This is a genomic window from Streptomyces sp. NPDC044063 (assembly GCF_056434285.1).
Genome location: NZ_JBWKFM010000019.1, coordinates 77,994 through 90,179, shown reverse-complemented (window position 1 = coordinate 90,179; position 12,186 = coordinate 77,994). Strand labels below are relative to the sequence as shown.

Sequence of the window (12,186 nt, the reverse complement as noted above, 5' to 3'; positions counted from 1 at the left end):
GGGACGGGCGGACGATGTCCACGGTCCACCGCGTCCGCGCGCTCCGGCTGACGGAGGACGGCGAGCTCCTGTCGGCACCCGGCGGCTACGCCGTCGCCGTCTCCGGCGGTCGCGTCACCGCGATCGGCCCGTACGAGCGGGTGCGTGCGGAAGCCGGCGAGCACGCGCGCGTGCGCGAGTGGGACGGCGTCCTGACGCCGGGCCGGTACGAGCCGGACGCCGCCGCGTACCTGGAGGCCACCTACCACCCGGATCCCCGCGAGGCGGCCGAGTACGGCACGGAGCCCCTGACCGGGGCCGCGCTGGCGGCGGTGGGGATGACGGACACCCGCTGGGGCCACAGCGCCCGGCGAGGCGTCCAGCGACTGCTGGCGGCGGGCACGACGGCCCTGACGGGCCCGTTCGCACGGCCGGCGGTCCGAACGGCCGTCGAACGCTCGGGCATCCGGGTGCTGCCCGGCCCGCGCCCCAGGACCCTGGCGGTGTCGGGCGCCGCCGACTTCGCGGTGTTCGCGGACGACGGCGCGGCGCTGGTGACCGTCCTGGACGGGCGCCTGGTGTTCCGCCGCCGCTGAGCCGGCGGCGCGGGAGCCCCCTTCATTACTTCGGGTGACGCTACCGTCGTATATGGGACCGCGATCCGCACCCGCGTCCAGACTCACGCCCATGGGAGCAGTGATGAGCGCTGACCGGATGGTGAAGGCCACTCCTGAAACGTGGATGAACCCACCCGGGGGGCAGTGGACGTATGACCAGGTGAAGCACTTGGAGCTGCCGTTCGACTGGGAACTCGTGGACGGAGTGATCGTGGTTCGGGGGATGGCCAAGTGGTGGCATGACCAAGTACGTGACGAGCTCCTCGTCCGGCTGAAGCAGGCGCTGCCCGGTCCGGACTACGGCATCAACGTGGAGCGGTGCACCATGCTCGACGAATTCAACGTCGTCAAGCCTGATGTCGTCATCTTCGACAAACGGGACCTGGACGTCTTCACCGTGGACTGCACGCCAGCCACCAACGTGAAACTCGTGATCGAAGTGGTGTCGCCCGGTTCCACCGTGGACGACCGTGTGCGCAAGCCCGCGCTTTATGCGGCAGCGGGGATTCCCTACTACTGGCGGGTGGAGCGCGACTGCGACGACCTCCCCGAGGTGCATGAATTCTGGCTCCACAGTCGTACGGGAGAGTACGTCTCGGCCCCCGAGCACCCGTGCCACAACATCAAGGTGGAAACTGACCGGCCGTTCCCCATCTCAATCGACCTGGCGAGCCTCGTCGAGCTCTGATCTGCCTTCATCAGTGATCCGTCAAGGCGACGTCTCCGCACGTCAGGACCCCATCAAGGGCAGCCGCCCCCACCCCTCCCGCCCGGCAGGATGAGCAGCGCGGGGACGGCCGCTTCGGTCGTCCCGTGGTGCGGGATGGAGGGCCCAGTCGTACAGACGGGCCGCAGGGACGCGCACTGCCGGCAGGTAGCCGTGTTGCCGAGGGGGCGACGGGCAGGGAAGCCGGCAGTCCTCGGGGTGGGGCCCACAGGAGCGAGCGCAGTCCGCACGGCACCGCAGGCGACCGGTCCTTCCCGGGCGAGCCGTCCCCGTCCGAGCGCCTTCGGACCCGTGGTGAACAATGGGGCCGTGACCCGAGCAACCCTGGACAAGCAGCCGCACGAAGTCGCCGCGATGTTCGACGACGTGGCGGCCAAGTACGACCTGACCAACGACGTCATCTCGCTCGGCCAGGCCCGTCGCTGGCGCAAGGCCGTGGCACGGGCCGTCGACGCCCGCCCGGGGCAGAAGGTCCTCGACCTCGCCGCCGGTACGGGCACCTCCTCGCTCCCCTTCGTGTCCGACGGCGCCTACGTCGTTCCATGCGACTTCTCGCTCGGCATGCTGCGCGAGGGCAAGAAGCGCAACCCCTGGCTGCCGCTCACCGCCGGTGACGCCACGCGGCTGCCCTTCGCCGACGACGTCTTCGACGCCGTCACCATCTCCTTCGGGCTCCGCAACGTCCAGGAGACCGACACCGCCCTGCGCGAGCTGCTGCGCGTGACCAAGCCGGGCGGGCGCGTGGTGATCTGCGAGTTCAGCCAGCCCACGTGGGGCCCCTTCCGCACCGTCTACTCCGAGTACCTGATGCGCGCCCTGCCGCCCATCGCCCGCACGGTGTGCAGCAACCCCGACGCGTACGTCTACCTCGCCGAGTCGATCCGGGCGTGGCCCGACCAGCCCGCGCTCGCCGCGCTGCTGGGGGAGGCCGGCTGGTCGAAGGTCGCGTGGCGCGATCTGACGGGTGGCGTGGTCGCGCTGCACCGGGGATTCAAGCCCGTCGGCTGAGCGAAATTCCGGGGACAGCACGGCATAAGGGACGTTGCCGGGCGTGTCGGCGATTGTCATGGGCAGGCCGCGCCGGATCGGTACGATCATGATCGGCCGGATCCGGCCGTCCCTCCCGCCTCCTGCCGACGCCCCGGAGTGCCTATGCCGTCGTTCTGTCCCGCCTGTGGCACCGCGTTCGTGCCGGAGGCGCGCTTCTGCATGACCTGTGGGAAGGGGCGGCCGGCGGCCGAGGCGACCGCGACGGTCGCGTCCGTGCCGGCCCCTCCGGTCCCGGCCCCGGCGGCCGTACCGCCCGCGCCGCCCGGGCGGCCGCCCCTCCCGGGCGCCCCTCCGGCGTACGCGCCTCCCGCGTACGCGCCCCGCGTCACCGGGCCCTCTCCCGCCGGCCTCTTCCTGAGCCGCACCTTCAGCGGCGACTGGCTGGGCGCGGTCCGGACGGCCGTGTGGCCGACGGCCCTGCTGCTCTTCCTCGCGCTCGTGGTCTCCGTGCCGTCCACCGACGACTACGAGGTCGCCGGCTTCGGCAACTGGTCCGACCGCTTCCAGGCCGCCCTCGCCCTGCTGCTCCAGGGCCTCGGCGCCACGCTGGACGTCGAGATGCGCAGCGGGGGACTGCTGTCGCTGTTCGTGCGCGGCAGCGGCTCCATCTCCGTGTGGCCGCTCACCATCACGCTCCTGTGGTCGGTCATGGTGGCCCTCGGCGCCAAGCGGCTGCGCGACGCGCGGCCCGCCGGGTCCGGCGGCGGCGCGGAGGCCGCGCTGCGGGTCGCGCTGCTGTGCGGCGCCGTGGTGCTGGTCCTCGGCCTGATCGGCCGGCCGGACGTACCGGTCGTGTCGGTCTCCACCAACCCGGGGCTCGCCGCGCTCTTCACGTTCGTGCTGACCGGCGTGGTGAGCGGTGCCGTGCTGTGCCGCGACGAGCTGGCCGCCCGCCTCGGTCCCGGCGCGCGGATGGCCGTACGGGCGTGGGGCACGGCCCTGCGCGCCCTCGCACTGACGGTCGGTCTGTGCGCGGTGGTGGCCTTCGTGATCGTGGCCTCCGAGGAGAAGAGCGAGGACTGGAGCTGGCTGGCGGTCCTCCCCGTCCTGGTCAACTCCGGCCTGATGGTCCTGGGCCTCAGCTGGGGCGCGGGCATCGAGGCCGGCAGCACCGAGAGCGGCCAGCACAAGGGCGAGACCCTGGGCCTCTCCGAGCTCGGCGACAACGTGAGCGGCTGGGCGCAGGCGGGCGCGGTCCTGCTCGGCGTGGTGTGCGCCGTCCTGCTGGCGGTCGTGGTGGCCCGGCGCTCGGCGGACCGCCGGGAGCAGGTGCTGTCCGGCGGCTTCTTCCTGGCGGCGCTGTGGCTGCTGTCGTTCGTCTCCAGCGCGTCGGTGGAGATGACTGCGGGATCGTCGCTGTCGTACGGCTCGCGCGGCTACGAGGCGTCGGTCGGGTCGGACGTGGGCGAGCTGCTGCTGTTCGGCCTGCTGTGGACGGCGGGCGCGGTCCTGCTGGCGACGCTGGCGGCGCGGATCCCGGGCGGTCCGATGGGGCTCGGTGGTCCGGGCGGATCCGGCGGGTTCGGTGGGTTCGGGGGGTTCGGTGGTCCGGGTGGCGGCGGGAAGGCGGGGTTCGCCCCGGCCCCGCCGATGCCGCGATTCGCCCCGGAGGGGACGACGACGATCCCGGCGATGCCGGCGCCGCCTCTGGCGGGGCCGGGCACGACGGTGCCGGGGCCCCTGGCGGGGCAGCCGGGTACGGCGGCGGGGACGGCGGCGCCTGCGGGCCCGACGGTGCCCGCCCCGGCGGGGCCTGTGCCTCAGGCGGGGTCTGCCGCTCCGGCGGCGCCCGCAGGTCCGGCAGGGTCTGCGACCCCGGCGGCTCCGGCCGCTCCGGCCGCTCCGGCGGCTCCGGCCGCTCCGGCGGCTCCGGCGGCTCCGTCGGCCCCGACGACTCCGGCCGCTCCGGTGGTCCCGGCCGCCTCGAAGCCGCCGGTCGGCCCGGCGGCCCCGGCGGCCTCGGCGGCACTTCCCGCGCAGGCCGGCACCGCGGCCCCGGCCGTTTCCGCTGCCCTGCCGGCGCCTGCGGCTCCGGCGGGGTCCGCGCCCCTGCCGACGTCCGCCGCGTCGGCGGCACCTGGCGCCCCGGCCGGCACCGCGACCCCGGCGGCGTCCTCGGCAGCAACCGCCGCTCCGGCGGCATCCACGGCTTCGGCTGTACCTGCCGCCCCGGCTGCACCTGCCGCCCCGGCTGCTCCCGCAGCCCCGGTGGCACCCGCCACCTCCGCCGCTGCCGCCGGCACCGCGACCCCGGCGACGTCCGCCACTCCGGCGGCGCCTGCGGCTCCGGCGGCACCTGCCGGCCCTGAGGCCCCGGCGGCACCCGCGGGGACTGCGGCCCCGGCGGCGTTCGCCGCCCCCGCCGCCCCGGCGGCCTCCGCCACCCCGGCCGCCACCTCCGCGTACGTGCCCCGCCAGGGCGCCGGCGCCGGCGCGAGCGACCCCGGTACCGCCCAGTGGGCCTCCCCCTACGGCCCCGGCCCCGGCCCCGGCCCGGGCAACGGCCCCGACGCCCCGGCGGCAGCCGCCCGTGGACGCCGCAAGGCGATCGTCTGGGTCGCCGCCGGGCTCGCCGCGTTCCTCGTCGGCGGAGCCGTGACCGGTGGGTTGATGCTGTGGCAGAAGAACGGCCAGCACCGGAAGGAGTCCGCACCCCGCGCCGTCGCCACCCCCTCGGCCGGTCCGTCCACCGGTCCGTCCACCGGTCCGTCCGCCGGTTCGAGCCCGAGTGCGGGGCCGTCCGACGCGCCCTCACCCCTCGCCTCCGGTACGGCGTCCGGGACGGCCTCCGCGCCGGCCGGCTACACCATGCAGCAGGATCCGCTCGGCTTCCGCCTCGCCGTGCCCGAGGGCTGGAAGCGTTCCGACAAGGACAGTCTCCAGACCGACTACGAGGCGCCGACCGGCGGTTCGTACGTCCGGGTGGGCCTGGTGGTGAAGAGCAAGCAGTCCGCGTTCGAGCACTTCGAGGAGCTGGAGAAGACGCTCAAGGAGAAGAACAGCACGTACACGCGGGTCGCGCTGGAGGCCAACACGTTCCAGGGCCGCCCCGGCGCCCGCTGGGAGTTCACCTGGACCGACCGGCAGACGGGCAGGACGATGCACGCGGCCGACCAGGCGTACGTGAACGAGGCCGGCACCGAGTACGCGGTCTACTACCAGGCGCGCGACGAGTACTGGTCCGGCGCGCGCAAGGTGTTCGACACGGCGCTGTCGACGTGGTCGGTCATGCCGGTCGACTTCAACTGACCCGCGGGGGCCCGGCGGGGGCTCCCCCATAGACTTTCGGTTGTTTCCCCACCGCCGAGTCTTCGGGAGTCCCCGCCGTGACCGAGTCGCCCTCCGAACACAGCGCAGATGTGATCGTCGTCGGGGCGGGCCCGGCCGGCTCCACGACCGCGTACTACCTGGCCAAGGCGGGGCTCGATGTCCTCCTGCTGGAGAAGACCGCCTTCCCGCGCGAGAAGGTGTGCGGCGACGGCCTCACGCCGCGCGCCACCAAGCAGCTCGTGGCGATGGGCATCGACGTCTCCGAGGAGGCGGGCTGGCTGCGCAACAAGGGCCTGCGCATCATCGGCGGCGGTGTCCGCCTCGAACTCGACTGGCCGGAGCTGGCGTCCTTCCCGGACTACGGACTGGTCCGCAAGCGCGACGACTTCGACGAGCAGCTCGCCCGGCAGGCCGTGAAGGCCGGCGCCCGGCTGTACGAGCGCTGCAACGTCGGCGCGCCCGTCATCGACGACCGTACGGGCCGCATCACCGGCGTCGAGGCGAAGCTGGGCGAGGAGAAGACGCCCGTCACCTTCCACGCCCCGCTCGTCGTCGCGGCCGACGGCAACTCCTCCCGGCTGTCGCTGGCCATGGGCCTCCACCGGCGCGACGACCGCCCGATGGGCGTGGCCGTCCGTACGTACTTCACCTCGCCGCGCCACGACGACGACTACCTGGAGTCCTGGCTGGAGCTGTGGGACCGGCGCGGCCCGGGCCCGGACCGGCTGCTGCCCGGTTACGGCTGGATCTTCGGCATGGGTGACGGCACCAGCAACGTCGGGCTCGGCGTGCTCAACACCTCCGACTCCTTCAAGGAGCTGGACTGGCGCGAGGTGCTCAAGGCCTGGTGCGCCTCGATGCCGGAGGAGTGGGGCTACACCCCGGAGAACATGACGGGCCCGATCCGCGGCGCGGCCCTCCCGATGGCCTTCAACCGCCAGCCGCACTACACCCGCGGCCTGCTGCTCGTCGGCGACGCGGGCGGTCTGGTCAACCCGTTCAACGGCGAGGGCATCGCCTACGCGATGGAGTCCGGCCAGCTGGTCGCCGACGTCATCGTCCAGGCGCACGCCCGCTCCTCGTACGCCCAGCGGGAACTGGCCCTCCAGCGGTACCCGAAGATCCTCAAGGACACCTACGGCGGCTACTACACGCTCGGCCGCGCCTTCGTGAAGCTCATCGGCAACCCGAAGGTCATGAAGCTCGCGACCGAACGCGGCCTGACCCACCCGCTGCTGATGCGGTTCACGCTGAAGATGCTGGCGAACCTGACCGATCCGACGGGCGGCGACGCGATGGACCGCATCATCAACGGCCTGTCGAAGGTGGCACCCCGGTCCTGACCGCCCCGCGGCGGAACGATCGACAATCACCCCTTCGAGTACATTCCGCACGGTTTCGGCGTGTCCGCTTTGCGGAAAAATCGAGATAAGCCCGGTTCCGGTCGTGGTCGTCGAGGCCACCACGTGGAGGGGATGTGGTCGTCCCGCACGACCCGGGGGCGTGCCGGGCCGGCCCGGCACCGGCCGCCGACCGCCCTCTTCCCGACGCCCGCTGACGGACCGTCCCCCCGCCGGCCCCGCCCGTCGTGCGAACGCCCCCGCACGGCGGGCGGACCATGTGCTCCGGCCCTTCACCGACCGCTCGCCGACCGTTCTCCGACGCTCGCTCAGGTGCCCGATTTCGACCGGGACCGAAGGGGTTTGCACGGCCGAACGCCGGATGCGCACACTCCAGGTATCCGCACGGGGGGTCCGGGTGCCCGGGGTACCAACGGGGGTGGGCACCCGGGCGTGAGGGGCCGCGGTCGGCGCGGGCCCATGCGAAAGGCCGCCGCCCCGAGCGGGGGGAGCGGCGGCCTTCTCGTTCTCGGGTGCGCGCCGGGCGCGGGGCCCGGCGGCGCGGGGGCGCGTCAGAGGACGCGCACGGCGCCCGTCGGCGGGGAGTAGCTCATGTCGCGCTCCACGATGCCCGTGCTCGGGTTCTGGGCGCCGATGAACTTGCCGCCACCCACGTACACGGCCACGTGGTACGCGCTGCCCGCGGAGCCCCAGTAGAGGATGTCGCCGACCTGGAGGTTCGAGGTCGACACCTGGGTGCCGGCCGTCGACTGGTCCTGCGAGACGCGCGGCAGGTCGATGCCGATCTGGCTGTACGCGGCCATGACCAGGCCGGAGCAGTCGTAGGAGGACGGCCCGGTGGAGCCCATGACGTAGGCCTTGCCGAGCTGCGCCCGCAGGAAGTCGACCAGGGTGGCCGTGCTCCCCGACGCGGTGGACTTCTTGGTGACGGAGCCGCCCGACTCGTCGGCGCTCGCCGACTGCGTGCTCAGGGAGGAGCGCTCGCCGCCGCGGGAGGCGCGCGCCTCGTCCGCCTCGCGCTTCTCCTTGGCCTTGCGCTCCGCCTCGGCCTTGCGGTCCGCCTCGTCCTTGGCCTTCTTGGCGTCGGCCTTGGCGTTGTCGAGGGCCTCCTCCACCTGCGCGCGGACCTGGTAGTCGACGGCGGTCTGCTGGGTGGCGACCGCGCTCTGCGCGATGGACGTGGCGAGGTCCGCGTTGAACGCGGGCATCTCCATCGTCGCCTCGGTGGGCTTGTCGGCACTGGCGGAGGCGGAGCCCGCGCCGGCGACGGCCAGGGTGCTGAGGACGCCACCGGCCACACCCGTGCGGACGACCCAGGACTGGGACGCGGGGCGACGGGGCTTCCGGTGGCTGGTTATGTGCGCGTTCGGGGACATGGGACAAGGGACTATCAGTCCCCGTAGGCGGAGTTCAAGATAAGTGACCTGCGCCACATTTGGCGTGTACGCGTCGGGAATTCCCGGCTTTGATCACGGGACGGTCACGACGCGGACCCCCTTCCGGAGGCGGAACAGCCGCCTCAGCACGGCTTTTGGGGTTCGGCGACGCCCGGCGGGCCTCTTATCACCTTTACGGCATGCGCGTCGAGACTACCCATCAGAACCGGCCGCCGAACCTCCCGTCGCGTGGCGGAACTCACGCAACGCGCGCCCCTGTGGGTGCTCGTGAAGCGGTGCGCGAGGAGGTATGGGGGCGCCACTCCGAGGGTGCCGCCCGAGGGTGCCGCGCCGACCGCCGTCGCTCTATCGGAGGGCGGTTCCTTATCAGTTGACAATTGATCACGTCAATTTGCGTGCGGCAAGTGGTTCCTGATAATGACTCACCCCCTCCGACCAGCGCTTCGGCGCCCGAATGTCACCCCTGGTGACCGGTCGACCGCTTCGCGTATGAAGATCACCGATCATCCGACTTCATGATCGTTCGTCAGGTGGTGGAGATCACAAACGTGGTCGTGTACGCCGTGTCGCAGATCACAGACCGGCGGGCATAGGATGCAGTCGACCCGGGCTTGTGAACTGCCTCACATGTCGGCGATCTTCGTCGAGGACCTCCGCCCGCCGGGTCCGGTCAGCCAGCAGTCAGCGTCGACAGACTGGAAGGAGCGAGGAGCGGTGAACGCCTACGCGCCCATCCTCGTACTGGGAGCCCTCGGTGCCGGCTTCGCGATCTTCTCCGTGGTCATGGCGTCGATCGTCGGGCCCAAGCGCTACAACCGGGCCAAGCTCGAGGCGTACGAATGCGGCATCGAGCCGACCCCGCACCCGGCCGGCGGCGGCCGCTTCCCGATCAAGTACTACCTGACGGCGATGCTCTTCATCGTCTTCGACATCGAGATCGTCTTCCTCTACCCCTGGGCCGTCACCTTCGACTCCCTGGGGATGTTCGGGCTCGTGGAGATGCTGCTCTTCGTGCTCACCGTCTTCGTCGCCTACGCCTACGTATGGCGGCGCGGCGGCCTGGAATGGGACTAAGGGGGCCCCGGATGGGACTCGAGGAGAAGCTGCCCAGCGGCTTTCTGCTGACCACCGTCGAACAGGCCGCGGGGTGGGTGCGCAAGGCGTCCGTCTTCCCCGCCACCTTCGGCCTGGCCTGCTGCGCCATCGAGATGATGACCACCGGCGCCGGCCGCTACGACCTGGCGCGCTTCGGCATGGAGGTGTTCCGCGGCTCGCCCCGCCAGGCCGATCTGATGATCGTGGCGGGCCGGGTGAGCCAGAAGATGGCGCCCGTGCTGCGGCAGGTCTACGACCAGATGCCCAACCCCAAGTGGGTGATCTCCATGGGGGTCTGCGCGTCCAGCGGCGGCATGTTCAACAACTACGCGATCGTGCAGGGCGTCGACCACATCGTGCCGGTCGACATCTATCTGCCCGGCTGCCCGCCCCGCCCCGAGATGCTCCTGGACTCGATCCTCAAGCTCCACGAGAAGATCCGGAACGAGAAGCTCGGCGCGCACCGCGAGGAGGAGGAGCGGGCGACGGAGCGGGCGGCGCTCAAGGCCCTGCCGCTGATCGAGATGAAGGGGCTGCTGCGATGAGCGAGACCCCCGGAAAGCGCCCCCCGGAGGGCGCCGGCCCGGCCGGCCCCGGCCGGGCGAACGGGACCGGCGGCACACCCGACGGGATCAACCCCGACAAGGCCTCCGCCGCCCAGAACCTCCCCGGCCAGCGCCTCGACCACGGCGAGGTGATCGGCGTCCGGCACGGCATGTTCGGCGCCGGCGACGGCGGCGACACCACCGGCTACGGCCGGCTCGTGCGCACCGTCCGGTTGCCCGGCGCGACCGCCCGGCCCTACGGCGGCTGGTTCGACGAGGTGGCGGACGAGCTGGAGGGCGCCCTGGAGGAGCAGGGGCTGGTCCCGGAGACCGCGATCGAGAAGACCGTCGTCGACCGCGGCGAGCTCACCTTCCACATCGCCCGCGAGCACCTGCCGCGCGTCGCCCGCACCCTGCGCGACGACGCGGCGCTCCGCTTCGAGCTGTGCACGGGCGTGAGCGGAGTGCACTTCCCCGGCGACAAGGGCCGCGAGCTCCACGCCGTCTACCACCTGCGGTCGATCACCCACAACCGGTTGATCCGGCTGGAGGTCGGCGTCCCCGACGACGACCGCCACCTGCCGTCGATCGTCGACGTCTATCCCACCAACGACTGGCACGAGCGCGAGGCCTACGACTTCTTCGGCCTCGTCTTCGACGGCCACCCCGCGCTCACGCGGATCATGATGCCGGACGACTGGCAGGGCTTCCCGCAGCGCAAGGACTATCCCCTCGGCGGCATCCCCGTCGAGTACAAGGGCGCCCAGATCCCGGCTCCGGACCAGCGGAGGTCGTACAGCTGATGACCACCCCGAACGACGCCGGCCCCCGGGAGACCACCGAGGGCCCGGTCTACACCGTCACCGGCGGCGACTGGGACGAGATCGCCTCGGCCGCCCAGCGGGCCGACGACGAGCGCATCGTCGTCAACATGGGTCCCCAGCACCCGTCCACCCACGGCGTGCTGCGCCTGATCCTGGAGATCGACGGCGAGACCGTCACCGAGGCCCGCTGCGGCATCGGCTACCTCCACACCGGCATCGAGAAGAACCTCGAGTTCCGGAACTGGACCCAGGGCACCACGTTCGTGACGCGCATGGACTACCTGACGCCCTTCTTCAACGAGACCGCGTACTGCCTGGGCGTGGAGAAGCTGCTCGGCATCGAGGGCGACATCCCCGACCGGGCCTCGGTCGTCCGCGTCATGCTCATGGAGCTGAACCGAATCTCCTCCCATCTGGTGGCCATCGCCACCGGCGGCATGGAGCTCGGCGCCACCACGATCATGATCTACGGGTTCCGGGACCGCGAGCTGATCCTCGACATCTTCGAGCTGATCACCGGCCTGCGGATGAACCACGCCTACGTCCGCCCCGGCGGCCTCGCCCAGGACCTGCCGCCCGGCGCGGTCGACCAGGTGCGCGAGTTCGTCAAGAAGATGCGCCGGAACCTCCCCGAGTACGACAAGCTCGCCACCGGCAACCCCATCTTCAAGGGCCGCATGCAGGACGTCGGCTATCTGGACCTCACCGGCTGCATGGCGCTCGGCGCCACCGGCCCCATCCTGCGCTCCGCCGGCCTCCCGCACGATCTGCGCAAGGCCCAGCCGTACTGCGGCTACGAGACGTACGACTTCGACGTCCCCACCGCCGACAGCTGCGACGCCTACGGGCGGTTCCTGATCCGCCTGGAGGAGATGCGCCAGTCGCTGCGGATCGTCGAGCAGTGCCTGGACCGGCTCCAGCCGGGCCCGGTCATGGTCGCGGACAAGAAGATCGCCTGGCCCGCCCAGCTGGCCCTCGGACCGGACGGGCTCGGCAACTCCCTCGACCACATCAAGAAGATCATGGGCACCTCGATGGAGGCCCTGATCCACCACTTCAAGCTGGTGACGGAAGGCTTCCGGGTGCCGCCCGGCCAGGCGTACACGGCCGTGGAGTCGCCCAAGGGCGAGCTCGGCGTGCACGTCGTCAGCGACGGCGGCACCCGCCCCTACCGGGTCCACTTCCGCGACCCCTCCTTCACCAACCTCCAGGCCGTGGCGGCGATGTGCGAAGGCGGCCAGGTCGCCGACGTGATCGTCGCGGTGGCCTCGATCGACCCAGTGATGGGAGGCGTAGACCGGTGACGGATGTACAGCTGGGG

General features: G+C 72.0%; 10 protein-coding genes. 9 read left to right on the top strand and 1 reads right to left on the bottom strand.

The genetic code is table 11. The features are described 5' to 3' along the window. Positions 1-14 precede the first annotated feature (14 nt). From AC07BS_RS22935 to AC07BS_RS22915, 5 genes are all read left to right on the top strand, one after another. Positions 15-575 (top strand): hypothetical protein, encoded by a 561-nt coding sequence (locus AC07BS_RS22935; RefSeq protein WP_478647216.1) that lies wholly within the window; start codon positions 15-17, stop codon positions 573-575. 91 nt (positions 576-666) lie between these two features. Beyond that, positions 667-1,284, top strand: coding sequence for a Uma2 family endonuclease (locus tag AC07BS_RS22930; protein WP_478934122.1), 618 nt, complete (start codon positions 667-669; stop codon positions 1,282-1,284). A gap of 348 nt (positions 1,285-1,632) precedes the next feature. Then, on the top strand, positions 1,633-2,331 hold the full coding sequence (locus tag AC07BS_RS22925; protein ID WP_478647213.1) for a demethylmenaquinone methyltransferase: 699 nt from the start codon (positions 1,633-1,635) through the stop codon (positions 2,329-2,331). Between the two features lie 201 nt (positions 2,332-2,532). Continuing rightward, entirely contained in the window at positions 2,533-5,622 is a 3,090-nt protein-coding gene (locus AC07BS_RS22920) for a hypothetical protein (protein ID WP_478934120.1), read from the top strand. 77 nt (positions 5,623-5,699) lie between these two features. Beyond that, a complete protein-coding gene (locus tag AC07BS_RS22915) occupies positions 5,700-6,986 on the top strand; it encodes a geranylgeranyl reductase family protein (protein ID WP_478647210.1) in 1,287 nt (428 codons plus the stop codon). A 569-nt stretch (positions 6,987-7,555) separates the two neighbouring features. On the opposite strand, the gene AC07BS_RS22910 is transcribed toward AC07BS_RS22915, so the two are convergent. After that, entirely contained in the window at positions 7,556-8,380 is an 825-nt protein-coding gene (locus AC07BS_RS22910) for a C40 family peptidase (protein ID WP_478647209.1), read from the bottom strand. Between the two features lie 735 nt (positions 8,381-9,115). On the opposite strand from AC07BS_RS22910, the gene AC07BS_RS22905 reads away from it, so the two are divergent. Genes AC07BS_RS22905 through AC07BS_RS22890 form a run of 4 tightly spaced genes read left to right on the top strand, consistent with a single transcriptional unit; the run spans position 9,116 to position 12,169 of the window. Continuing rightward, on the top strand, positions 9,116-9,475 hold the full coding sequence (locus AC07BS_RS22905) for an NADH-quinone oxidoreductase subunit A (protein WP_086568361.1): 360 nt from the start codon (positions 9,116-9,118) through the stop codon (positions 9,473-9,475). 11 nt (positions 9,476-9,486) lie between these two features. Then, positions 9,487-10,041: a NuoB/complex I 20 kDa subunit family protein gene (locus AC07BS_RS22900; protein WP_478647207.1), complete on the top strand. Its 555-nt coding sequence runs from the start codon at positions 9,487-9,489 to the stop codon at positions 10,039-10,041. Further along, the gene (locus AC07BS_RS22895) at positions 10,038-10,844 is read left to right on the top strand and encodes an NADH-quinone oxidoreductase subunit C (protein ID WP_478934117.1); all 807 of its coding nucleotides are present in this window, start codon (positions 10,038-10,040) and stop codon (positions 10,842-10,844) included. The genes AC07BS_RS22900 and AC07BS_RS22895 overlap by 4 nt, the downstream gene beginning before the upstream one ends. Next, on the top strand, positions 10,844-12,169 hold the full coding sequence (locus tag AC07BS_RS22890; RefSeq protein ID WP_478934116.1) for an NADH-quinone oxidoreductase subunit D: 1,326 nt from the start codon (positions 10,844-10,846) through the stop codon (positions 12,167-12,169). Before AC07BS_RS22895 ends, AC07BS_RS22890 begins: the two co-directional genes overlap by 1 nt. The last annotated feature ends 17 nt before the right edge of the window (positions 12,170-12,186 follow it).